This window comes from Sorangium sp. So ce295 (assembly GCF_051527405.1).
GTDB classification, from domain to species: Bacteria; Myxococcota_A; Polyangia; order Polyangiales; family Polyangiaceae; genus Sorangium; species Sorangium cellulosum_B.
The window spans coordinates 7229412-7253490 of sequence record NZ_CP150324.1; the positions used below are offsets into that span (position 1 = coordinate 7229412).

General features: G+C 72.8%; 19 protein-coding genes. 10 read left to right on the plus strand and 9 right to left on the minus strand.

The window, feature by feature from the left end; all coding sequences use genetic code 11:
- Positions 1-32 precede the first annotated feature (32 nt).
- From WMF11_RS27420 to WMF11_RS27435, 4 genes are all read left to right on the plus strand, one after another.
- The gene (locus WMF11_RS27420) at positions 33-1184 is read left to right on the plus strand and encodes a CgeB family protein (protein WP_437902244.1); all 1152 of its coding nucleotides are present in this window, start codon (positions 33-35) and stop codon (positions 1182-1184) included.
- A gap of 65 nt (positions 1185-1249) precedes the next feature.
- A complete protein-coding gene (rlmN, locus tag WMF11_RS27425) occupies positions 1250-2413 on the plus strand; it encodes a 23S rRNA (adenine(2503)-C(2))-methyltransferase RlmN (RefSeq protein ID WP_437902245.1) in 1164 nt (387 codons plus the stop codon).
- A gap of 92 nt (positions 2414-2505) precedes the next feature.
- A complete protein-coding gene (locus WMF11_RS27430; RefSeq protein WP_437972809.1) occupies positions 2506-3906 on the plus strand; it encodes an acetyl-CoA carboxylase biotin carboxylase subunit in 1401 nt (466 codons plus the stop codon).
- 171 nt (positions 3907-4077) lie between these two features.
- Positions 4078-5853, plus strand: a complete 1776-nt coding sequence (locus tag WMF11_RS27435) for a phospho-sugar mutase (protein ID WP_437541083.1) — start codon at positions 4078-4080, stop codon at positions 5851-5853.
- Positions 5854-5868: 15 nt separating this feature from the next.
- Here the strand turns inward: WMF11_RS27435 and WMF11_RS27440 are convergent, their stop codons facing one another.
- A complete protein-coding gene (locus WMF11_RS27440) occupies positions 5869-6645 on the minus strand; it encodes a chlorite dismutase family protein (protein WP_437902247.1) in 777 nt (258 codons plus the stop codon).
- 491 nt (positions 6646-7136) lie between these two features.
- Here WMF11_RS27440 and WMF11_RS27445 point away from each other — a divergent pair, with 491 nt between their 5' ends.
- Complete coding sequence (locus tag WMF11_RS27445; protein WP_437541087.1) at positions 7137-7742, plus strand: hypothetical protein; 606 nt, start codon at positions 7137-7139, stop codon at positions 7740-7742.
- 295 nt (positions 7743-8037) lie between these two features.
- Entirely contained in the window at positions 8038-8784 is a 747-nt protein-coding gene (locus WMF11_RS27450; protein ID WP_437972810.1) for a TenA family transcriptional regulator, read from the plus strand.
- A 493-nt stretch (positions 8785-9277) separates the two neighbouring features.
- On the opposite strand, the gene WMF11_RS27455 is transcribed toward WMF11_RS27450, so the two are convergent.
- From WMF11_RS27455 to WMF11_RS27475, 5 genes are all read right to left on the minus strand, one after another.
- On the minus strand, positions 9278-9661 hold the full coding sequence (locus tag WMF11_RS27455) for a response regulator transcription factor (RefSeq protein ID WP_437707394.1): 384 nt from the start codon (positions 9659-9661) through the stop codon (positions 9278-9280).
- A 209-nt stretch (positions 9662-9870) separates the two neighbouring features.
- The gene (gene aroB, locus WMF11_RS27460) at positions 9871-11481 is read right to left on the minus strand and encodes a 3-dehydroquinate synthase (RefSeq protein WP_437902249.1); all 1611 of its coding nucleotides are present in this window, start codon (positions 11479-11481) and stop codon (positions 9871-9873) included.
- 5 nt (positions 11482-11486) lie between these two features.
- Complete coding sequence (aroC, locus tag WMF11_RS27465; RefSeq protein ID WP_012237475.1) at positions 11487-12671, minus strand: chorismate synthase; 1185 nt, start codon at positions 12669-12671, stop codon at positions 11487-11489.
- 52 nt (positions 12672-12723) lie between these two features.
- Positions 12724-13653, minus strand: a complete 930-nt coding sequence (gene murI / locus WMF11_RS27470) for a glutamate racemase (protein WP_437972811.1) — start codon at positions 13651-13653, stop codon at positions 12724-12726.
- On the minus strand, positions 13650-15062 hold the full coding sequence (locus tag WMF11_RS27475; RefSeq protein ID WP_437972812.1) for a homoserine dehydrogenase: 1413 nt from the start codon (positions 15060-15062) through the stop codon (positions 13650-13652). The genes murI and WMF11_RS27475 overlap by 4 nt, the downstream gene beginning before the upstream one ends.
- Before the next feature lie 56 nt (positions 15063-15118).
- Between WMF11_RS27475 and WMF11_RS27480 the strand changes: the two genes are divergently transcribed.
- The 3 genes from WMF11_RS27480 to ribA all read left to right on the plus strand — a co-directional run bounded on the left by WMF11_RS27480 (position 15119) and on the right by ribA (position 20088).
- On the plus strand, positions 15119-17050 hold the full coding sequence (locus WMF11_RS27480) for a type VI secretion system contractile sheath domain-containing protein (RefSeq protein WP_437972813.1): 1932 nt from the start codon (positions 15119-15121) through the stop codon (positions 17048-17050).
- Positions 17051-17641: 591 nt separating this feature from the next.
- Positions 17642-19087 carry an NAD(P)/FAD-dependent oxidoreductase gene (locus tag WMF11_RS27485; protein WP_437902253.1) on the plus strand — a complete coding sequence of 482 codons (1446 nt, stop codon included), beginning with the start codon at positions 17642-17644 and terminating at the stop codon, positions 19085-19087.
- Positions 19088-19329: 242 nt separating this feature from the next.
- Positions 19330-20088: a GTP cyclohydrolase II gene (gene ribA, locus WMF11_RS27490; protein ID WP_437902254.1), complete on the plus strand. Its 759-nt coding sequence runs from the start codon at positions 19330-19332 to the stop codon at positions 20086-20088.
- Positions 20089-20196: 108 nt separating this feature from the next.
- On the opposite strand, the gene WMF11_RS27495 is transcribed toward ribA, so the two are convergent.
- The 3 genes from WMF11_RS27495 to WMF11_RS27505 form a co-directional block, all read right to left on the minus strand.
- Positions 20197-20706 carry a hypothetical protein gene (locus WMF11_RS27495; RefSeq protein ID WP_437902255.1) on the minus strand — a complete coding sequence of 170 codons (510 nt, stop codon included), beginning with the start codon at positions 20704-20706 and terminating at the stop codon, positions 20197-20199.
- A gap of 288 nt (positions 20707-20994) precedes the next feature.
- Positions 20995-21858 (minus strand): phosphatase PAP2 family protein, encoded by an 864-nt coding sequence (locus tag WMF11_RS27500; RefSeq protein WP_437902256.1) that lies wholly within the window; start codon positions 21856-21858, stop codon positions 20995-20997.
- Positions 21859-21910: 52 nt separating this feature from the next.
- Positions 21911-22489 carry a TetR/AcrR family transcriptional regulator gene (locus tag WMF11_RS27505; RefSeq protein ID WP_437707404.1) on the minus strand — a complete coding sequence of 193 codons (579 nt, stop codon included), beginning with the start codon at positions 22487-22489 and terminating at the stop codon, positions 21911-21913.
- A 362-nt stretch (positions 22490-22851) separates the two neighbouring features.
- Between WMF11_RS27505 and WMF11_RS27510 the strand changes: the two genes are divergently transcribed.
- The gene (locus tag WMF11_RS27510; RefSeq protein WP_437902257.1) at positions 22852-24072 is read left to right on the plus strand and encodes an acyl-CoA dehydrogenase family protein; all 1221 of its coding nucleotides are present in this window, start codon (positions 22852-22854) and stop codon (positions 24070-24072) included.
- Positions 24073-24079: the final 7 nt, after the last annotated feature.

A 24079-nucleotide genomic window follows, 5' to 3' on the forward strand; every position in this document is an offset into this window, starting at 1 on the left:
TGGGATCTCTCAACCCTTGCTGCCACCACGCTATGACGACAACTACCTACCGCTATGTCTTCCTGGGGCTCTCCATCACGTCTTCGTGGGGCAACGGCCACGCCACGACGTACAGAGCGCTCCTCCGTGCGCTCGCGTCGCGCGGCCACCGGGTGCTCTTTCTGGAGCGGAACCTCCCCATCTACGATCAGCACCGCGACCTGCCCAACCCGCCTTACGGCACGACCGAGCAGTACTCGAGCATTACCGAGCTCCGCGATAGATTCTCACGCGCCGTGCGCGAAGCCGATCTCGTGATCGTCGGCTCCTTCGTACCGGAAGGGGCGACGGTCGGGGCATGGATCACGGAAGAGGCCCGCGGAAAGGCCGCGTTCTACGATCTGGACACCCCCGTCACGCTGGGCCGGCTGGCGCACGGGGATCACGCGTACCTGACGCCGGCGCTGATCCCGCGGTATGATCTCTATCTGTCGGCGACGGGGGGTCCGACGCTGGAGCGGCTGGAGCGCAGCCACGGCGCGGTGCGCGCGCGGGCGCTCTACTGCTCGGCGGACACGGACGTGTACCATCCCCAGCCGGCGCCGATGCGCTGGGATCTCGGCTACCTCGGGACCTACAGCGACGACCGGCAGGCGGCCGTCGAGCGGCTCCTCCTCGAGCCGGCGCGGCGCATGCGCCGCGGGCGCTTCGCGGTGGCGGGCGCTCAGTACCCGACGTCGCTCGCGTGGCCGGAGAACGTCTCCCGGACGGAGCACCTCCCGCCGGACGAGCACCGCATCTTCTACAACTCGCAGCGCTTCACGCTGAACCTGACCCGCCGTGCGATGGTGGAGTCCGGGTGGTCGCCGAGCGCGCGCCTGTTCGAGGCGGCCGCGTGCGGGACCCCTGTCCTGAGCGACACCTGGCCAGGTATCGAGACGTTCTTCCAGCCCGGCGAGGAGATCCTGCTCGTGCGCTCGCCGGAGGACGTGCTCCGGAAGCTCAGGGAGATGAAGGAGGACAAGCGCCTCACGGTGGGCCAGCGGGCGAGGCAGCGCGTCTTCGCCGAGCACACAGCGATGCACCGGGCCGAGGCGTTCGAGCGCTACACCCGCGAGGTGCTCGAGGCCGCCAGCCGGACGCGCGCGCGCCGCGAGCGCGACGGGCAGCTCACGACGTCACAGGTGGAGAGCCAGAGCGGCTGACGCTTTGGCCTGGCCGCCCGCCTGCTCCCCTTGCCGCTGGGGGCGGCGCGCAGTAGGCCAGGCAGGTGCGCTCCACGCCGCTCCACCCCGTCGCCCGGCTGCCTGAAGAGTGGTCGGCCTCGCTGGCTGCCCGCGGAGAGCGGTCGTTCACGGCGAAGCAGGTATTCCAGTGGATCCATCGCCGCGGCGTCCTCGATCCGGCCGCGATGACGAACCTCCCGGCGCGGCTGCGCGAGCACCTCGCCGCGGAGGGGCTGGGCGAGGTGCTGACGCCCGAGCGGGTTCATCGCTCCGAGGACGGCACGCGCAAGCTGCTCCTGCGCCTCCGCGACGGCGCGACCATCGAGTCCGTCCTGCTCCCGTCGGTGTCGGGCCCCGGCTCGCAGGCGCAGCTCGACGCCGACGCGGCGGCGGCTGACGACGAGGACGACGATGCGGCCGCGGAGGCGGGCGCCGCGCCGCGCGTCCGCGTCACCCAGTGCATCTCGACGCAGGTCGGCTGCGCCATGGGGTGCGGCTTCTGCGCGAGCGGCGTGGCGGGGCTCAAGCGCCACCTCGGGGCCGAGGAGATCGCGGGCCAGGTGCTCCTCGGGCGGGCGATGCTCGAGGAGGGCGAGGAGCTCCGCAACGTCGTGTACATGGGCATGGGCGAGCCGCTCCACAACTACGAAGCGACCGCTCGCTCGCTGCGTCTGCTCACGCACCCGGAAGGGATCAACCTCTCGACGCGGCGGGTCACTGTGTCCACGTCGGGCCTCGTGCCCGAGATCGCGCGGCTCGGAGCGGATTTTGGCGGGCAGATCGCGCTGGCGATCTCGCTGCACGCCGCGGACGACGAGACGCGCTCGGCGCTGATGCCCATCAACCGCAAGCACCCGCTCGACGAGCTGCTCGCGGCGCTGCGCGCTTACCCGCTGCCGCGGCGTCGGCGCATCACCATCGAATACACGCTCGTCGCCGGGCAGAACGACGATCCCGCCGAGGCGCGGCGGCTGGCGAAGCTCCTTCGCGGGCTCCCCGTGAAGATCAATCTCATCCCGATGAACCCGATCGAGGCCTCCTCGCTGGGTCCGCCGGCCCAGGAGCGCGTGGCGGCGTTCCAGGAGGTGCTCACCCAGGCGGGATACTCCTGCTTCGTTCGCCGCCGGCGCGGAGATGACGTCTCGGCGGCCTGCGGGCAGCTCGTGCTGCTCGGGGCCAAGCCGAAGGTGCGGCGGGCGCTCGGCTGAGCACGCCCGCTCGCCTCCCGGGAGCGCGCGGGCGAGCGCCGCCTGCAGCGGGCGTCTTGACGCGCCGCCGCGCGGGGGCGTAGCTGTCGGCCGTGTTGAAGAAGATCCTCGTCGCCAACCGTGGAGAGATCGCCTGCCGCGTCCTCCGGACCTGCAAACGGCTCGGGATCGCGACGGTCGCCGTGTACTCCGACGCGGACGCGAGCGCGCCGCACGTCGCGATGGCCGACGAGGCGGTGCGCATCGGGCCGCCGCCGGTCCGGGACAGCTACCTGGTCATCCATGCGATCGTCGAGGCGGCCCGCGCGACGGGCGCCGACGGCATCCACCCGGGGTACGGCCTGCTCAGCGAGAACCAGGCCTTCGCCGAGGCCGTCATCGAGGCCGGCGTCACGTTCATCGGCCCGCCGCCCGCGGTGCTCCACGCCTTCGGCGACAAGATCCTCGCGCGGGATCACGCGCGCGGGGCCGGCGTGTTCCCGCCGCCGGGCACGGGCGGTCCGGTCGACCCCGCCGACGTCGAGGCCGCCCAGCGCGCCGCCGAGAGCATCGGCTTTCCGCTGCTCGTCAAGGCCGCGGGCGGCGGCGGCGGCATCGGCATGCAGGTCGTCACCGATCCAGGCAAGCTGTCGCGCGCCCTCACCGCGTGCTCCGACCGCGGCCGCGCGGCGTTCGGGGATCCGCGCGTGTACATGGAGCGGTACATCGAGCGCCCGCGCCACATCGAGGTGCAGGTGCTCTGCGACGGGCAGGGCGGCGCCGTCGCGCTCGGCGAGCGCGAGTGCAGCGCGCAGCGCCGGCACCAGAAGATCGTCGAGGAGACCCCGTCGCCGGCCGCGTTCTTCCAGGGAGCGGCGGGCGAGCTCCGCCGGAAGGAGCTCCACGACAGCGCCCTCCGGGTCGTGACGGCCGCCGGCTACGTCGGCGCGGGTACCGTCGAGTTCGTCGCGGCGGAGAGCGGCGAGCTCTTCTTCCTGGAGGTCAACGCGCGGCTCCAGGTCGAGCACTGCGTCACGGAGATGTGCACCGGGCTCGACCTTGTCGAGCACCAGATCCGCATCGCGTCGGGCGAGCCGCTCGCGCCGGAGGTCCGGGGCCACACCTGCCGCGGCCACGCCGTCGAGGCGCGCCTCTACGCGGAGGATCCGGCGAAGAAGTTCGCCCCCCAGCCCGGTCGCATCACCGCGCTCCGCTGGCCGGCCGCCGGCGGCGACCTGCGGATCGAGACCGGCGTCGCCGAGGGGCTCGAGGTGACGCCGTTCTACGACCCGCTGCTCGCCAAGATCGTCGCCCACGGCCCGACGCGCGACGAGGCGATCGCTCGCCTCGACCGGGCGCTCGCCGAGACGACGATCGAGCTCACCGGTCCGGCCGGGCCCGCCGCGACCAACCTCGCATTCCTCCGCCAGATCCTGCAGGACGGCGATTTCCGCGGCGGGCAGTACGACACGCGCTTCGCCGAGGCGCTCGCCGCCGGCAAGAAGGTGGGCTGACGCTCGGCCGAGCGGACTGAGCGGGCCGGGAGCCGCCGGCTACGTCGGCGCCGGGCCGGGCGGGCGCCGGGCCGAGCGGGTTACAGCGCGGCGGTCGCCGCCCGCGCCGCCGCCGCGCCGAATCGCGCGCTCGTGGTGCAAACCACGGCCGGCATGAACTAAATATCAGGCGTGAGCCACGACTTCGTCCTCGAGCCCGCCGAACGCTGGCTTGCCCACGACCCCGATCCGGAGACCCAGAGCGAGCTGCGCCGGCTCATCGACGCGGCCAGGGCGGGCGAGGACGGCGTCCGCGCCGAGCTCGCCGAGCGCTTCGCCGGCCCGCTGGAGTTCGGCACCGCGGGCATCCGCGGCGTCCTCGGCGCCGGCGAGAGCCGGATGAACCGCGCCGTCATCCTCCGCACGACCGCGGGGCTCGCCCGTCACCTCCTCGAAGCGATCGGCGACAAGGCGCGGAGCGCGGGCGTCGTCATCGGCTACGACGGCCGCCGGATGAGCCGAGAGTTCGCGGAGGACACCGCCTGCGCCCTCGCCGCCGCGGGCATCCCGAGCCACCTCTCGCCCGTCCCCTGCCCCACGCCCGTCGCGGCGTTCGCGGTCGGCCACCTCGGCGCGGCCGCGGGCGTGATGGTGACGGCGAGCCACAACCCGCCCGAGTACAACGGCTTCAAGGTGTACTGGGACAACGGCGCGCAGATCATCCCACCCCACGACACCAGCATCGCGACGGCGATCGACGCCTCGCCGCCGGCGGATGAGGTCCCCCGCATGCCCCTCGACGAGGCGAGGAGGCTCGGGCTGGTGCGCGACTTCCCCGAGGAGCTGGAGCGGAGCTACCTCGGCGCGATCCGCGGCCTCGCGGTGCGGAGCGACGGGGATCGCGACCTCTGCATCGTCTACACGCCGCTTCACGGCGTCGGCAATCGCCTGGTCCGCCAGGCGCTCGGCGAAGCCGGCTTCACGCGCGTGGCGAGCGTGCCCGAGCAGGCCGAGCCGGACGGCGCGTTCCCCACGGTCGCGTTCCCGAACCCCGAGGAGAAGGGCGCCATGGACCTGGCGTTCGCCCTCGCGAAGCGGGAGGGCGCCGACCTCGTCCTCGCCAACGATCCCGACGTCGACCGGCTCGCCGTGGCGGTGAGGCGCCCTGACGGCGAGTACGTGCAGCTCACGGGCAACCAGGTCGGCGTGCTCCTCGGCCATTACCTGCTCACCGAGGGGCGCGCGCAGGGCGCGGACGAGCGCCGGCTCGTGCTGGCCTCCTGCGTCTCGACCCCGATGCTCGGCGTCATCGCCGCGGCGCTCGGGGTTCACTACGAGGAGACCCTGACCGGGTTCAAGTGGATCGCCAACCGGGCGATGGACATCGAGCGCTCGACCGGGGCCCGCTTCGTGTTCGGCTTCGAGGAGGCGCTCGGCTACACCGTCGGCCCGGTCGTGCGCGACAAGGACGGCATCAGCGCCGCGGCGCTGGTCGCCGAGCTCGCGGCGGTGCGCAAGGCCGAGGGCAGGACCCTGCTCGACGAGCTCCAGGCGATCACCCGCAAGTACGGCCTCTACATGAGCGGGCAGCGCTCTTACACCCTGCGCGGCGTCGACGGCCTCGAGAAGATCGCGGCGATCATGGACGCGCTGAGGAAGAGGCCGCCTGCCGCGATCGGCGGCGTCCCTGTGGTGGCGTGGCGCGATTTCGAGGCGCGCACGCGCACCACGAGCGACGGCCTCGTCGAGCCGCTCGTGCTGCCTCCGAGCAACGTGCTCGTGTACGAGCTCGACGACGGGAGCCGGCTCATCGCCCGCCCGAGCGGGACGGAGCCGAAGATCAAGTTCTACTTCGACGTGCGCGAGGAGGTCGCCGCGGACGAGCCGCTGGGCGACGCCGAGGCCCGCGCCGCGGTGCGGCTCGACGCCCTGGCCCTGGCGTTCTCGGGCCTCGCCGGCATCGGCTGAGGGGGAGCGGCCCCGTCAGCCGCCCGGGCTGCGGAAGGCGGCGCGGCCCACGAAGAACGGGCCCATCTGGCTGATGAACTCCGAGGTCTGGCGGGTCTTCCGCATCGTCTGCACGATGTGGGAGAGCGGGTGGAGCTCCTTGCCGACGAGCCCGATCACGAACTCGTTGTCGCGGGCGTCGAGGCCGTGGCACGCGAGGCGGATGTCGTGGGCGAGGTCCTGGGCGCCGTAGGCCCTGCCGATGGTGCCGTGCTCGCGCAGGATGCTCCCTTGCTCGCGCCCCTCGAGCTTGGAGAACGCGCCGCTGCGGCGCAGCGGATACCACACCGCCCACGGCCAGGCGGGGTTCAAGACGGTCTCCGCCGGGCGCCGGAGCAGCCAGAAGTCGAGCTCCTGCTCGTAGCCGGTCGAGTACGTGCGCCCCAGCATGGTGAAATCGGGGCGAAGCTCCAGGGCCCGGAGCTCGCTGCGGTTGAGCGCCGGGCGGACGGTCTGGACGAAGACGGCGGGGTCCTCCGCCCACGTGAGCACGGCGATCCCGCGCGGATCGTTGATGTCCTCGTAGACGACCGCGCCGACGCGCTGCGACGCGAGCGCCTGGCCGGCTGCGCGGGTCAGCTCCGCCGGATCGGCGTCGCCGGGGCAACGGAACACGAGCAGCTGCATGAACAGCCGGCCGTCGATGACCTGCGGCCGGCCGTCGCGCGGCGCCCCCCGCTCGGCGACGTCGATGTGCGGCAGCTCGGGCTCCGCGTGGCCGGCGGCGGGCCGGCCCGTGGTGGGTTCGCTCATGGGCGTAGGGGTACCGAGGTTCGCGGAGGACGGCAACTGCCTGGCGCACCACCTCCGCGGGCGACGCGCAGCCCCCGCCGCGAGCGCCCGTCGCCGCTGCGAGCCCCCGTCACCGCGACGAGCGCCCGTCGACGGGCGCGACGACCGACGAGCGACGAGCGCCGCACGAAATCACGTAATGCGCATCACACCATTGCGCGCGCTGACGTCTGCGGCGGTCGCCGGGGGTCTGGCGTCTCGGGTCGAAAGGAGAGCTGGACAACCGGCGTGATCTTGCGCGGGGCCACGTCGGCTCGTGTCGTACGGCTGCTCCCACGTAATCATCTCTTGCCATCGAGCCCGACTCACGCTCCCCTGCGAGGTACAACCACGACTCCTGGAGTTGCCCCGACGATGTGCTCCCGGGCAGGGTTTCCCGCCCGAGGGTACGTGCGCCGCCCCCCCGATCGGGCTCAGCTTCGCCGGGGCCTTCCCGCCGTAGGTTCGCCGCGATGAAGACGCACGAGACGAAGACCAAGACCTCGATCCCCGCCGGTAGATGCAAAGGAACGTTGCTGGTCAACCTCCGGTCGTTCGTCACGACGACCCGCGACGCCGGTTCATGGGAGCGCCTGGTGACGTCGCTGCCCAAGTCAGACCGGGACGTACTCTCTCAGCCGCTGCTCGCGAGCAGCTGGTATCCGATCGGCGTCTGGAACCGCGCCTTGCGAACGCACGCGCGCACTGCGAGCGACCAAACCGCTGAGCTCAAGCGGTTTGCCCGCTACGTCGCGGATCGCGACCTCAATACGGTGTTGAAGTTCGCGCTCTCGATCGCCATGCCCGACACGATCGTCGCCCGGACTGGAATGTTCTGGTCGCGCTACTTCGACGCCGGGAAGGTCTTCCCGCGCATGGTGAAGCCGCGGGAGTGGGTGCTGACCATCACAGGCCCGACCGGGGACGACGAGGGGCCCTCCGCGATGAACTGCGGAGAAGGCGTCTGCGGCTGGGTCGAGCAGGCGCTCCTCCTGTGCGGTGCATCCACCCCCAAAGTAACCCACCAGCGGTGCCGGTTCCGCGGCGCGACGGAGTGCCTCTCCGAGGTCGTATGGTGAGCGACCTGAGCGAGATCGGCCCTCTTGTCGTTGCGGCGGCGCCCTCGTTTGTCTATTGACTTGCTCCTTCACCTTGATCCAGACTGGATGCAGGCAGGACACATGTACACGAAGCCTCCCATGGTGAGGTCCTCGCGCTGCCCCTCTCGTCCTTCGTGCTCGGGGTCAGCATCGTGCCTGCTGTGCGGATTGTCTCCTGACGGCCGCTGACCGGTCAGCCTTCGGGGGTTCGGTGGGGTAGAGGCCGGCGGGCAGCCACGAGGCGGATTGACCCAGCAACCCAACAGGTAATTTCATGCTGTCACCTCGCTCGCAGCGGCATAAGGAAGTCAAGGACAGCCTTCAGGCGACGCCGCACCCGGTCTGGGTCGAGGACATGCTCGAATCTCTGGCCGACCAGTGGAAGGCCGCGGTCTACACGCCGCCGATCGCGCAGACGATGACGGCGCCGGTCGATCAGGAGATGTGGAAGGGGCTCCTCCGTGAGTTCTTCTGCGTGGTCGAGGCGTTCCCGAAGTACATGGGGCTCAGCCTCGCCAAGACGACCTATGGCCAGACGCCGCGCGACTCCCTGGTGCGCGACTGGCTCATCGGCAACATCCGGGTCGAGGCGCTGCACGTGCGCTGGTACCTCGACTGGGCCGCGTGGCACGGGCACAGCACCTCGGACATCACGAGCCACCGCCCGAGCCCGGAGATCGCGTCGCTCTTCGAGTGGCTCTGGTCGGTGTCCTACCGCGGCTCCCTCGCGGAGGCGGTCGGCGCGGTGAACTATGCGATCGAGGGGGTCATCGGCGAGTGTTCTCGCGTGGTGCTGCCGGGCTTTACGAAGCTCTATGGCGAGGGGAGCAAGTCGCTGACGTGGCTCGCCGCGCATGCGAACTACGATGATGCCCACCCGCGCGAGGCGCTCGAGATCGTGAAGCTCGCGACCACCTCCGCCGAGGAGATCCGCCGGGTGCATTCGAGCATTTCCCGCTCGCTCGAGCTGTTCGAGAAGGCGTTCAGGGCCTGCAGCGTCCCGCACCGCGCCGGCAGCTGACGCGGCCACCTCCTGCCAGCGCCGCGCACGACCGGCGCCGAGCCCCAGCGGAGATACGGGCTCTCCGAAGAACCCTCAAAGAACACAAGGCGAGCGCCCCGCGGTGCCGGCGCGTGACGGCATCAGAAACCGCCGCGATTCCTCCCCTACGGCACCAAGCAGCACGCGAGAAACGGACCTGCTCGAAGCGAGAGACCTCGGAGATACCAAGATCGCCAGTCGGCATTCTCCCCTTCTCTCAACCTCTTCGCCATTCGACTCATTGACCAGCGCGGCCCCCACCGCGAACCCCCAGCCAGTCCCTCCCCCTGCTGCGGTCCCCCCCGCCCCCTGCTGCCGTTTCCCCCGGCCCCGCTGTCCGCCGGGGCAGAGCGGCGGTCTCTCGCACAGGAGACGGGCCCAGATCGACGTTTTCGGCGCGCAAGCGCACTCCTGTGCGCTGAGCACCGAAAACGTCGAGGTGGGCCCGTATCCGAAGCGAGTGACCGCCGCTCTAGCGGCCGTAGACGGCTTTGCGGACCTTTTTCTTGAGATCGTCGAGCACGAAGGGCTTCGTGATGTAATGGCGTGCGCCCGCCTGGATGCCGGCGATGACGTCCATCGGATCTGACTTGGCGGTCAGGAAGATGATGGGCACCCGGCGCATCGGCTCGTGCTCGCGGAGCCGCTTCGTCATGCTCACGCCGTCGAGCTTCGGCATCATGATGTCCACGATCACCAGATCGGGCAGCGGCTCTTGCTGGGCCAGCGCGAGCCCATCGACCCCGTTCGTCGCGACCACGGTGTCGAACTCGTCGCCGAGGAACCGGGCGATCATCGCCGCCGTGTCCTGCTCGTCTTCCACCACCAGGATTCTCTTCTTCGTCGCGGTCACCATCGGCGCCGGGAAAGATAGCGCGGAGCGGACGATGCGGGCGGTGTGCCGGAATTTTTTTCCGAAGAACGTTGGCAACACATCGATTTTATTCACCGACAGCGCAAGCGCCGTCTGCGCCGGTAGCGCTCAGCGAGGAGGGCGTCCGGCGCCGACGCAGGGGCTTCGCCCGGAGCAGGGCTGTCTCAGGCGCATCGCGCGGCGTCCGAGGATCAGGTCGCGCCGGCGGCCGCGCGCTCGAGGAGCGAGGCGAGGCGATCGAGCGGCATCGGCTCCACGAACGTGCTGCCGATGTCCCGCATCAGCACCGTCCGGACCGACGAGCCCCGGCGCTTCTTGTCGAGCGACAGGAAGCGCAGCGCGGCGGAGACCGGCTCGTCCTCGATCCGGGTGGGCAGACCGAGCCGCGCGAGCAGGCGGGTCGCCCGGTCGGCCGCCGCGCGGTCGGTCACGCCGAGCGCGCATCCGACGCGGAATATGGCCACCATGCCGAGCGCCACCGCCTCGCCGTGCGCCAGCCGGACGAACCCCCCCTCGGCCTCTAGGGCGTGCCCCAGCGTGTGACCGAGGTTCAGGAGGGCGCGGTCGCCCGACTCGCGCTCATCGCGGGCGACGATGGCCGCCTTCACGGCGATCGAGCGGCGGATGATCTCGGCGAGCAGGCCGGGGTCGCGCGCGAGGACGCGGTCGGCCTCGCGCTCGAGCAGCGTGAGCAGCTCCGGATCGCCGATGCAGGCCGATTTCACCACCTCCGCGAGCCCGCTCCGGTAAGCGCGGTCGGTCTCGGTCGCGAGCGCCGCCGGGCTCGCGACGACCGCGGACGGCTGGTGGAACGTCCCGACGGCGTTCTTCGCGGGCCCGAGGTCGACCCCGGTCTTGCCGCCGACCGAGGCGTCGACCATCGAGAGGAGCGTGGTCGGCGCCGCGACCCAGCGGACGCCCCGCAGCAGCGTGGACGCGGCGAAGCCGCCGATGTCGGTCACCACACCCCCGCCGTGCGCGAGCACCACCGCGCCGCGATCGGCGCCGCCGTCGATCATCGCCGTCAGCGCCGCCTCGACGGCCGCGAGCCGCTTGTGCTCCTCGCCGGGCTTGAGCACCGTGACGGCCGCGGCCGGCGTCCCCTGCGCCGCGAGCGCGCCGAGCAGCGGCGCGCCCCAGAGGCGGCTCACGTTCTCGTCCGTGACGACGAAGACGGACGTCGGCGCCAGCGCGGCGATGGCGTCCGCCGTGGACGCCGCCCCGTCGGAGGCGATGCGCACCGCGTAGCTCTTGTCGCTGAGCGGCACGAAGAGCGGGCGATCCGCGTAGGCGCGGAGGACCCGCGCCGCGACGTCCGCGGGGGAGACGCCGTCGGTCACGACGCGCGCGTGGGCCTCGGCATAGACGGGGGCGCGCGCGGCCAGGAGCTCCCGGATGCGCGCCTCGCGATCCGGCGCGCCGTCGAGGAGCGGGCGGTTGCCGTTCGGCGTGCGCGCGGCGATCGTGCGCGGGGTGGCGGTGAGCGCGACGACGCAGCCGCGCTCGAGCGCCTCGGCGCGGAGCGCGGGATCGACCAGGGCGCCGCCGCCGAGGGCGATGATGCGCGGGCCGCGCGCCGCCAGGAGCCGGCGCAGGGTCGCCGCCTCCAGCGCGCGGAAGCCAGCCTCGCCGCGCTTCGCGAAGAGCGACGGGACGCTCTCGCCGGCCTCCTCGACGATGGCGTCGTCGAGATCGAGGAACGGGAGCCCCGTGCGCGCGGCGGCGATGCGGCCCACGGTGGACTTGCCTGCCCCCATGAAGCCGGTGAGCAGGAGCGGAGGTGCGTCGGAAAGGAATTCCATGGCCTTCAGTAAGAGCGGACCTGCTGGAGGTAGCTGTCGACGTTGCGCGAGAGCTCCGTGAGGCTGTCGCCGCCGAATTTCTCGAGCAGGGCGGCGGCGAGCGTGATCGCCACCATCGCCTCGCCGACGACCGAGGCGGCCGCGACGGCGCAGACGTCGCTGCGCTCGAAGGCGGCGTCGAACTGCTCCTTGGTGCGCACGTCGACCGACGGGAGCGCGCGCTTGAGCGTCGCGATCGGCTTCATGGCGGCGCGGCAGATGAGCGGCATGCCGTTCGTGATGCCGCCCTCGAGGCCGCCGGCGCGGTTCGACGGGCGGGTGAACGCGTGCGCCCCCTGATCGTAGGCGATGGGGTCGTGCACCTCGGAGCCCGAGATGCGCGCGGCCTCGAAGCCGATGCCGATCTCGACGCCCTTGATCGCCTGGATGCTCATCAGCGCCTGCGCGAGCCGTCCGTCGAGCTTGCGGTCCCACTGCACGTGGCTCCCGAGCCCGGGCGGCAGGCCCGTGGCGATCACCTCGAAGACGCCGCCGAGCGTGTCGCCCCGGTGCGCGGCCTCGCGAATGGCGTCGCGCATCGCCTGCGCGGCAACGGCGTCGACGCACGCGAGATCCGAGGCGCGGGCGCGCTCCCGGAGCTCGGTGAGCGGGAGCTCACCCCCGCCCGAGGCGGCGGAGGTCGGCGACGCCACCGGGCCGATCGACAGGACATGGGCGAAGACCTCGACGCCGACGGACCGGAGGAGCTTGCGGCAAACGCCGCCCACCGCGACCCGCGCCGCGGTCTCGCGCGCGCTCGCCCGCTCGAGCACGTCGCGCAGGTCCCGCCGGGCGTACTTCAGGCCGCCGGCCAGATCCGCGTGGCCAGGGCGCGGGCGGGTCAGCGCCTCGGGCGGCTCGGGGAACGGCTCGGGGCCCATCCGCCCGGCCCAGCTCGCGTGATCGCGGTTCTCGATCACCATGGCGATGGGGCCGCCGAGCGTCTCGCCGCCGCGCACGCCGGCGACGAGGCGGACGCGATCGGTCTCGATCTTCATCCGCCCGCCGCGCCCATAGCCGCGCTGGCGACGCGCCAGATCCTCGTCGATGTCCTCCGCGAGGAGCGGCATGCCCGCCGGAATACCCTCGACGGTCGCCACGAGCTCCGGCCCGTGCGACTCGCCGGCCGAAAGCCACCTGAGCTGCGTCATCGTGTGGAAAACCTCCTCCGCGCCCGGAGCCCCGGGCGAAGCTTGCTGCGTATTACAGGTCGATCTGCTCCACGTCGACGCCTTGGGCGGAAAAAGGGGAAGAATGGCCAGCGGCGTCTTCGCCAACCTGGGTCGGAGAGCGGACAGCGGCGCCAGCCTGGGTCGAGGAGCGGACGGCGCCGTCCGCGACGACCGGCTCCCCGAGGAACCTGGCCGCCACGGTGGCGAAGCTCTTCGGTAGATCCGTGACGAGGAGCGAGAGGCCGCCCGGCGTGCTCCGGGAGGTCGCGAGCCCCCGCTCCGCGAGGAACGAGGCCACTTCCTCGGCGGTCGCCGAGGCGCTGTCCACGATCGGGAGGAGGCCGCCGGCGAGCGATGCCGTCTCGGCCTCGATCGCGGCGCGGAGGAGCGGGAAGTGCGTGCACCCGAGCACGATCGAGCGGGCGCCCGCGCCGATGAGCGGCTCCAGGTACCGCCGCGCGACGAGCCGCGGGACCTCGCCCTCGAGCCATCCCTCCTCCGCCAGCGAGACGAGCAGCGGGGCCGCCTGGCCGGCGACCTCGGTGCGGGTGCTGAGCGACGCCACGGCGCGGGGATAGGCGCCGGACGCGATGGTCCCGGCCGTCCCGAGCACGCCGATCGTCGCGCCGCGCGACGCGGCGACGGCGGCGCGGGCGCCGGGCAGGATGACCCCGAGGACGGGCAGATCCAGCTCGACCCGGAGCATGTCGATCGCGACGGCGCTCACCGTGTTGCACGCGACAACGATCGCCTTGACGCCGCGGCCGATGAGCACGCGCGCGCAGCCGAGCGCGTAGCGGACCACCGTCTCCGGCGACCGCGTGCCGTACGGGACCCGCGCCGTGTCGCCCAGGTAGACGATGTCCTCCGCCGGGCAGCGCCTGCGCAGCGCGCGCACGACCGTGAGGCCGCCGAGGCCCGAGTCGAACACGCCGAGCGGCGCGTCGCTGTGGGACGTCACGGCTCCTCGATGCGGAACAGGTGCACCGGCTCGCGGAGGAACTGCTCCCGCGCGATCGCGTCGAGCGCGTTCCGCACGAGCCCCTCCCGCGCGTCGTGCGTGATGAGCACGACGTCCACCGCGGGCTGGCGAGCGGCCGCCCCGCCACCGGGCGCCGCGCCCGAGCCCGGGTTCGTCGGCCCCTGCTGCACGATCTGCTCGATGCTGACGCCCGCGTCACCGAGCGCGCCGGCGAGGCGCCCCATGACGCCGGGCCGGTCCTCGACCGCGAAGCGCAGGTAGTACCGGGAGACGATCTCGCCCAGCGGGCGGACCGCGCGGGGCTTGATCGACATGCCTCGGCCCTGCATGCCCGCGACGCCCGACGCGATCGAGCGCGCGACGTCGAGGATGTCGGAGACGACGCTGACCGCCGTCGGCAGGTCGCCGGCGCCGCGGCCGTAGACGAGCGACGGGCCGACGGCGCGCCCCTCGAGCAGCACGGCGTTGAGCACGCCGGAGACGTTGGCGAGCACGCTCTGCTTCGGGATCAGCGTGGGGTGCACGCGCAGCTCGATGGAATCGCCGAGATCGCGGCCGATCGCCAGGTGCTTGATGGTGTAGCCGAACCGATCGGCGTAGCGGTGATCGGCCTCCTCGATGCTCCGGATCCCGGAGGTGTGCACGTCGGCGCTGTCGACCTGCGCCCCGAAGGCGAGCATCGCCAGCACGATCAGCTTGTGCGCGGCGTCATGGCCGTCGACGTCGAGCGACGGGTCGGCCTCGGCGTAGCCGAGCGCCTGCGCCTCGCGCAGCGCGGCGTCGAACGACGCGCCCGTGTCGCGCATGCGCGTGAGGATGTAGTTGCAGGTCCCGTTCAGGATCGCGGTGACGCGCTCGACCCAGTCGCTCGCGAACGCGTCCCGGAGCGTCCGGATGATCGGGATGCCGCCGCCGACCGCCCCCTCGAACGCGAGGTCGACCTGGCGCGCCGAGGCCCGCGCGAGGAGCGCGGGGCCGTGGGCGGCGAGCAGCAGCTTGTTCGCGGTGACCACGCCCTTGCCGCGGTCGATGGCGCGCTCGATCAGCGCGCGCGCGGGCGTCTCGCCGCCCATCACCTCGACGACGACGTCGATCGAGGGGTCGTCGACGACCTCCTCGGGGTTCGTGGTGAGCAGGCCGCGATCCAGGGCGGCGACGCGCTCCTTCTCGAGGTCGCGCACGACCACGCGCTTCACGACGAGGGGGACGCCCGCGCGCTCCGCCAGGTAACCGGAGTTCTCGGCCAGGAGGCGCAGGACGCCGCCGCCGACCGTCCCGCAGCCGAGGAGCCCGATCTGGATCGGGGCGCCCCCGCGGAGGCGCCTGCGATCGCTGGCGGCGTGAGGTTCAGGGTTCAAGTTCAAGGGCGGACCGCCTTCCGTCTTCATGCGCGCGGAGCTTAGCGCTTCTCGCGCCGATAGGTGACGCCTATGCTGCGCTGGCCATGACGGAAAAGGGCGTTCTGGGCGACGAGTTCAGGTTCCACGTGGGCGAGGACGGGGACGCCGTGGAGCGGGGGCCGCTGCTCCCGCTGCGCGTGCTCGTCGTCGCCGATCTCACCCCGCGCGATCCGCACAACGCCGGCGCGAGCCCGCCCGCGGGCGCGATCCGCGTCGACGCGAGCCGCTTCGATAACCTCTTCACGATGCTCCGGCCACGGCTCGCGATCGAGGTGCCGAGCGTGCTCGCCGCGGGCCGGGCGGTGCGCGTCGACCTGGCGCCCGCCGAGCTGAAGAGCTTCCGGCCCGACGCGCTGTGCGCCGAGGTGCCGCTGCTGCGCTCGCTGCTCGACGGCCGCCGGGTCCTGGATCGGCTGCGCGACGGCTCGGCCACGCTCGACCAGACGCGCGCCGAGCTCGAGCGGCTCTGGGGCGGCTCCCCGCTGGTGCGCGACATCCTGGGCCTCCTCCCGGAGCGCCGGGACGCCTCGCCCGACCGCTCCGCGCCCGCCGCGGAGCGGCCCGCGGCGCCCGCGCCCGCGCCCGCGCCCGGCTCGGACGTGGACGCGCTGCTCTCGATGGTCGACCTCGGCGGGAGCGACGGCGCCGAGGAGGCGCCCCCACCCGCGACGCCGGGCAGCCTCGATCAGAAGCCGGCGGAGGCAGGGCGGTTCTCGGAGCTCATCGCGACCGTGGCGGCGAGCGCCCGCCCGCGCGCGGGCCAGCCCGCTCGGCCGGCGGAGGCGATCGCGCAGATCGAGCGCGCGATCGGCGCGCAGCTCGGCGCGATCCTGCAGCACCCCGAGGTGCGGCGCCTCGAGGAGGCGTGGCGCGGGCTGAGCCTGCTCGTGGAGCGCGCGAAGGCGGCCGAGGGCGTCCGGTTCGACGTCGTCAGCGCGCGCCCGGACGAGGCGGCCAGCGCGCTCGCGCGGGTGCTCGCGCAGACGGCGAGCTCCGAGCCGCCGGCGTCGGTCGCCATCGTGGACGTCGCGATCGACGGCAGCGCCGCGTCGCTCGCGCGGCTCGAGGAGATCGCGCGCGTCGCCGAGGCGCACGCGCTCCCCGCCGTGGTGAACGGCGACGCACGCCTGCTCGGGGTCGACGATCTCGGCGGCGTCGAGCGGCTCGACAACAAGGCCGCGCTGTTCCGGGCGCCGCACCGCGCGCCGTGGCGCTCCGCTGCAGCGCGGCATGGCGCGCGGTGGGTCGCGATCGCGATGAACCGCGTGCTCGGCCGGATGCCGTACGATCGGACGACCTCCCGGATCCGGGAAGCGGCGATCGCCGAGCAGCCCGGCGATGAGGGCGGCCGCGTCTGGATCTCGCCGGCGTACGTCGTCGGCGCGCTGATCACAGGGAGCTTCCGCGAGACGGCGTGGCCCTGCCGCGTCACGGGCGCGAAGGGCGGCGGCACGCTCGGGGACCTGCCGGTGCACGAGGTGAAGGGCGCGTACGAGGGCGACGAGGGCGTCGCGATCCCGACCGAGGCGTTCGTGTCCACGGACACCCAGCGCGAGCTCTCGAAGAGCGGCGTGCTGCTGCTCGCGTCGGCCCCGAACAGCGACGCGGTGTACGTCCTCGCCGCGCCGACGGCCTACGTCCCGCCGGAGAAGCTCACGTACGACAGCCCGACGGCCGAGCCGGACGAGCGCCTCGAGCGCGTCTCGCTCGTCGATCAGCTCTTCGTCGCGCGCGTCGTCCAGTTCCTGCGCGCGCTCTGCTCGAAGCTGCCCCCGGACAGCGACCCGGCGGAGGTCCAGCCGGTCGTCGAGGGTGCCCTCTGGGCGCTGTTCGAGAGCGCGCCGCCCGCCAGCATCGAGCTCACCGTCAAGGCGGGCCGCGGCGAGGGCGGCGCGCTGATCGCGGTCACGGTGCGCCCGCGCCGCTTCCTCGGCGTGGGGCTCGACGAGGTGTCGCTCGAGATGCCGCTCGGCTGAGCGCCCCGGATTGACGCCGCCCGGCGCGCGGGGGAGGATCGCCTGCATGCGGCTCCGCGTCGCGATCCTCCTCGCTGTCCTGAGCACCCTCGTGACCACGTGCCAGCGGCCTGCGGCGCCGCAAGCGCCGACGTCCGACTGCGGCTGCCGCAAGAAGTAGCCCGGCGCCCATCGCGGGACGACGGCTCACGTCGCGCGGTTCCGGGCGCGCGGCATTGCAATGCACGTCGAGCGTCTCTCACGAAGACGCGAGGACCGGATCGTGAGCGGTGCTCTCTCTCACACCCGCCGCGGAGCGGCCACCTGCCGGCGGGCGGCGGCGCCTCGATACGGCCTCTCCGCGCCTGTCGCGCCGGAGGGCCATCTTTGATGGCGACGAAGAGCGCGGGAGTGATGGTCGCTTTCATCTCGACGGAGCGCGTGGAGTTGCGTAGTTGCGCAGCTGCTCAGTCGGGCGCTGGCACGTCGCGCGGGTCGCGCGCGATGTGCGCAGCGCGCGCAACCCGGGTTGAGCGCCTCATCACGAAGCGAGCATTGCGCCGGCCTTGCAGTCCTCAGGGGCGGCCCGAGGATTGCAATCCTGGCGGCTTCATGAAGCCCTGCACCCAGGAGGACATCCGCTCCAATCGCCCGTTCGCCGGCCGCAGGGCGGTGGTGATCGGTGGGAGCATCGCGGGCCTGGTCGCAGCCCGCGTGCTCGCCGACCATTTCGGCGAGGTGGCCGTCGTCGAGCGCGACGCCATCCCGGATGACCTCCGCGAGGCCCGCAAGGGGGTACCCCAGGCTCGCCAGCTCCACGGGCTGCTCGCCCAGGGAGAGCGGATCCTGAACGACCTGTTCCCCGGCTTCACCGGGGATTTGCTCCAGGACGGAGCCATCGCGTACGACTTCGGGCTCGGCCTGGCGTGGCACCACCACGGCGCCTGGAAGCCGCGCTTCGAGACGGGGGTGCGGACCGTGTGCATGACCCGTCCGCTGCTCGAGGCGCACGTGCGCCGCCGCGCGTTCGCGCTGCCGAGAGTGCGGCGCCTGGACGAGCGCGAGGTGGTGGAGCTCTCGGCGTCTCGCGATCGCTCCCGGATCACGGGCGTCGTGCTCCGGCAACGCGACGAGGGCGGCCAGATCGAGCGGCTGCCGGCGGAGCTCGTGGTGGACGCCAGCGGGCGCGGCTCGCGCGCGCCGGCGTGGCTCGAGGCGCTCGGCTACCGGCGGCCCGACGAGTCGACAATCCAGGTCCGGGTGGGGTACGCCAGCCGGCAGTACCGGCCGCGGGATCCGGCAGAGCTCCCGTGGAAATCGCTGTACGTCCTCGGCTCGCCGTCCGACAGCCGGCGGTTCGGCTGCATCGCGCCGATCGAGGGCGGGCGCTGGATCGTGGTGCTGGCGGGCCTGTTCGGCGATCACCCGCCCGCCGATCCCGAGGGCTTCCTGGAGTTCGCCCGGGGCCTGCCCAACGACGCGCTCTACCGGGCGCTGCTCGGGGCCGAGCCGGTGACGGACGTCGCGGTCTCCAAGTTCCCGGCGCACCTCCGGCGGCACTACGAGCGGATGGCGCGGATGCCCGAGGGGCTCGCCGTGCTGGGCGACGCGCTCGCCAGCTTCAACCCCGTTTACGGCCAGGGGATGACGTCGGCCTGCCTCCAGGCGCTGGCGCTCGACGCCGCGCTCAAGGAGCAGCGCGGCCGCGCGGAGCGCGGCGCGATCGCGGGCCTCACCCGCCGCTACCACGCGGCCGCGGCGAGGGCGGTCGACCTGCCGTGGCGGATGTCCACGGGGGAAGACCTCGCTTACCCCGAGACCAGGGGCCGGCGGCCCTTCCTCCAGCCGATCATGCGCTGGTACACCGGGATGCTGCACCGGGCCGCGCAGGTCGATCGCGAGGTCTACGTGCGCTTCGTGCGCGCGTTGCACATGCTCGACGGGCCGGAGGCGCTCCTGGATCCTCGCTTGATCCTGCGCGTGCTTCGCGCGGGGCGGTCAGGGTCGCTGCCGGAGGTGGCCGCGGCCGGCGCAGCCCACCGAGGGCAGCCCGAATGACGCCTGAATAGCTGAGCCCGCCGCCTCGCTCCGGTCGTGTGATGACGGAGACGGCTCCGCGCCGCGCGAGGCCCGTGTCGGCGGGACGAACGCGCCGTGCTGCCGTGTCGACAGGCATCCTCCGGCGGGGGGCCGCCCCGCGCGGCTGCAGAGCGTTGCCTGGCCGTCGTGTTCTGGTAAGACGTGCGCGCCTTTACCCACGACGGATCGGCTCGCGAGGCGGCTCCTCGCGGAGGCAGGACATGACCGACTCGATGAATGCGCTCCTGGAGCTCGTCGCCCGCGATCGAGCGCACGACTGCGATGGGGTTGGCCACGTGAACGTCTGCGTGCGGGTGGTCGGCGTCGCCGAGCTGCCGACGCGCGCCGGCCACTTCCGCATCGTGGCGTTCTGGAACAACCGAGACGCCAAGGAGCACATCGCGATGGTGCACGGCGACGTCGTCGGCGCCTCGAACGTACCGACGCGGCTGCACTCCGAGTGCGTCACAGGCGACGTCATGGGCTCGCTGCGCTGCGACTGCCGCGATCAGCTCCTCGAAGGGTTGAAGAAGATCCAGAGCATGGATCGGGGCATCCTGCTCTATCTGCGCCAGGAGGGCCGCGGGATCGGGCTCATCAACAAGATCCGGGCCTACGCGCTGCAGGACCAGGGGCTCGACACGGTCGAGGCCAACCTGGCGCTCGGCTTCAGGGACGATGAGCGCGACTACGCGGTCGCGGCGCACATGCTGCGCAGCCTGAACGTGAGTTCGATCGAGCTCATCACGAACAACCCCAACAAGGTCCAGCAGCTGACGCAATACGGAGTCTCCGTGGCCGGGCGCATCCCGCACGTGATACCGCCGAACGATCACAACCGCTTCTACCTGGAGACCAAGGCGAAGCGATCGGGGCATTTCATCGACACGTGGGGCAAGCCGCACCTGGTCGAGCAGAGCGATCCGGTCGTGGTCGACGGGATGGCGCCCCCGGAATCCGAGCCGGCGCCCGCGGGCTGAGGCCCCCGCGGGCGCGGGGGCCCAGGCTCAGCGGCCATTGCGGCCGCGAGCCTCCATCGATGCCCGTCCGGCGCTACGGCGGCGCCGTGCGGCGGTGTCGAGATCGTCTCATGGCGCGGCGCCGGTCAGGCGGCGAACCCGGTCCGCGTGGGGGCTCGCCGGGAAATTCGAGAGGAAATCCCCGGCGCGGACGCGCGCCTGGTCGGCGCGCCCGCTGCGCAAGAGCGCGTCGATCGCGACGATCTCCCGCTCGGCCGCGAGGCGCCCCTCCGGGAACTCGGCCCGGTGCTCGTCGAGCAGGGCGAGCGGCGCCTCCGGCGATCGCGCGAGCACCGCCCTGATCTCCGCGAGCCGCTCGGCCTCCCGGAGCAGCTCGTCGCGCTCCAGCAGCGCGGCCGCCGTCGCGGCGGGCCGAAGCGTGGGCTCGCCCTGACCGGCGCTCCCCTGGGATAGCTCTCGGCCCACGCCGGGCGCGGACCGAGGCTGCAGCTCGGCGCCGGGCGCCGGCACGGGCGCCCCGAGCGCTTGATCGCTGCAACCTGCGAGGAGGGCGAAGAGCGGGGCGGCGAGGCCTCCCGCGATCCACCGGGTGTGTGACGCATGGTGAACGACATGCATGTCGTCGACTCCTTCATGGGGCCGAGCTGGCGGCACCCCGCCGAAACGGGCCCGCGAAAACGCGCGTGCCCATCGCGGGACCGCAGCTCGCCGTCGCCATGTCCGCCAGGGCGGCACGGCGTATTCGACGTAATGAGCTGGCGCTCCAGCAACGACGGCCCGAGCACCAGCATTCCTAGCTGACAGGCGTATTGTAAAAATGAACACCCGGTTTGTCAACACTGCTTACTTACGCCGTCCGAAAGCAGCGCTTGCCGCTTGCCGATGGCCGAAATCGCGCTATCCGGCTCAGAAGGCGCCGGCGATGCCCACGCCCGCGCCGCCGCCCGCCGGCGCGAGCGAGAGGCGAAAACTCCGGGTGCCAGAGCTGGCAACGCCCGGGCGCGGGGCATGAAACAGAGCCGGGATCAGCACGCCGGAGGCGGCGCCGAATACGGCGCCCGTGAGCACATCGGTGAAATAATGGCGATCGCCGGCGATGCGCAGGTAGCCGGAGAGCGCGGCGATCGCCATTCCGTTCGCCCATACCCACGGCGCCGCGCGATAGCCGCGCATCGACGCCACGGTGCCGCTCGCGGCGGCGAGAGAGAAGACGGCCGTCGAGTGGCCGGAGAAGAACGAGAGATCGTCGTCGTGCGGGAGGGCGCCCGAGGTGCCCTCGCCCGCGCGGAGCACATCCAGGTTGTCGTGATGGGCATACGGCCGCTGGCGGCCGGCGATGTACTTGGTGATCTGGTTCATGTTCATCGCCACCACCATCGCTTCGGTGACGATCACGAGATCCGCGGCGATGTTGTCGGAGCGGCCGTCGTACCACGCGGCGAGCGCCGTGAGGCCCAGCGCTGCGGCGGGCGCGACGCCGAGGACCGTCACGTTGCTCAGATCATGAGCGGTGTTCGGGTTGCCTCTCCAGACGAGCGCGTCGCGGACCGACGTGTCGAGGGCGTTGGCCGTGCACCAGCGGCACGATTCGGGGGCGAGGCCCTTCTTCGCGAGCTCGGACGCGATCCATGCGGCGCCGCCGACGACGGTGATGGGCAGATCGATCTCGGGCCGGTACGTGAGCTCGGGGGACGGGTCGGCGGCAGCGGCCGGCGAGCACGGGACGGCGACGAGGAAGGCGGACAGCGCGAGCGCGGCGGTAGCACGCATGAGGGGCGCAAGCGTAGCCGGGGCGGAGGGGCACGGAAATCCGTCGCGGGCGTCAGGCGCGCGACGGCCCCGGCGTGGCGAGGAGCAGCCCGTCGAGCAGGCGCGCGTGGGCGTCGTCGACCAGGTTCCGGAGCGCCGCCGGCCCGGCCTTGGAGAGGGCCCCCGACGCCGCGAGGGTCGCGAGGCCGTGGTGCATCGCCCAGATCGGGACCGCGAGCGCCCACGGATCGCCGGGCGGGAACGCGCCGGCGCGCTGCGCCTCCTCGATGAACCCGAGGAGCACCCCCAGGTTCTGCGAGGTGGCCGCCGCGACCCGCGGGTCGTCCACGTCCACCTCGCCGGAGTACATCACGTGGAAGGGCGCGGGGTGCTCCAGCGCGAAGGCGACGTAGGCGAAGCCGGCGGCCAGGAACCGCGCCCGGAGGTCGCCCCCGGCGCCCTCGAGGGCGGCCGAGATCCGCGCGCCGAGCGCCGCGCTCGCCTGGACGGCGAGCTCGGTCATCAGGGCGCGCTTGTCCGCGAAGTGCCGGTAAGGCGCGGCGTGCGAGACGCCGATGCGCCGCGCGACCTCGCGCAGCGTGAAGCTCGCGTTCCCTTGCTCCTCGATCAGCGAGAGCGCCTCCTCCAGCACGGCGCGCCGGAGGTCGCCGTGGTGGTAGGGCCGGTCGACGGGGCGCGGCGCGGGCGCGGGTGAAGGGCGCGGCGCGGGCGCAGGTGAAGGGCGCGACGCGGTTGCGGGTGAGGTGCGCGCGCGCGGACGGCGGCGCCTTGCGGGGGAAGCCACAGCGCAGGCGCACGATACCACGAAGGCCGCGGTCCCACCGAGCCGCGGGGCCCGGGATCGCGGATGCACAGGGCCGCGAGCTCAGGAGCTGCGGGCGGACGCGAAGAAAATGTAGGCAGTGGAAACTTTCCCATGTTGTCAGTGTCATCATCGGGCGCGCGGGCGGCCGGTGGCCGGCGCGCTGCACCTGATCCAGGAAGGAGCCCCGTATGTCCGAGCCCCGTCGATCCCCCGAGCGCGAACGCCTCCTTGCCGCCGTGGAGCGCGTCCGCGGCGTCGCCACCGCCCACGCCGAGGCGTCCGAGCGGCTGCGCACGCTCGCGCCCGCGGTCGTCGACGCCCTGCAATCGAGCGGCCTGCTCGCGATGGCCGCGCCGCGCGCGCTCGGCGGCGTCGAGAGCGACCCGCTGACGCAGGTCGAGGTCTTCGAGGCAATGGCGCGCGCGGACACGTCGGCGGGGTGGTCGCTGATGATCAGCGCGCTGCTCGCCGCCCTCGCCGGGGGCACCCTGCCGGACGAGGGGGCCCGCCAGGTGTTCGCAGGGCCATTCCCGACGTTCGCAGGGCTCCAGATCCCGACCGGCCTCGCGCGGCGCGTCTCCGGGGGGTACGTGCTCGAGGGCCGCTGGGCCTTCGGCAGCGGCGTGCGGCACGCGTCGTGGGTGTTCACCTGCGCCATCGTGGCCCCGGAGGGCGGGGCCCCTCCGGCGGGGCCGCCCGAGATGATCAGCCTCGCGGTCCCGCGCGAGCAGGTGGTGATCGAGGACACGTGGGACGTGGCCGGCCTGCGCGGCACGGGGAGCGACCACTACCGGATCGAGGGCGCGCTCGTGCCCGAGGCGCGGACGTGCCCCTTCCCGGCGGCGCCTCAGCGGCGCGGCGGCGCGCTGTACTCGCTGCCGTTGCTTGCCCTGCTCGCGGCCGGTCACGTCGGCTTCGCGCTCGGCGTCGGGCGGCGCGCGCTCGACGAGATCGCCGCGGTCGCCCCGCGCCGCGTGAAAGCCTGGCCGCAGCTCGCGCTGGGCAGCCACGCGGCCTTCCACATGGACCTCGGGCGCGCGGAGGCGAAGCTCGCGGCGGCGCGGGCCTATGCGTTCGACGTGCTCGGGCGGATGTGGGACCAGGCGCGCGCTGGAGAGGCGCTCTCGATCGAGGACTGGGCGGCGATCCGGCTCGTCCAGACGTATGTGACCGACGTCGCCGCGGAGGTCGCGGGCTTCGCCTACCGGGCCGGCGGCGGGGGCGCGCTCTACGCGGCGAGCCCGCTGCAGCGGTGCTTCCGGGACATCCACGCGGCGACGCAGCACATCGCCGCGACCGACGACGCCTACGAGTTCGCGGGGCGCGCGCGGCTCGGGATCGCCGAGCTGCACCCGATGCTCGCGCCGCGGCCGCCCTCGGGTGGTGGGTTAGCTCGACAGGGCGGCTGAGCGACGC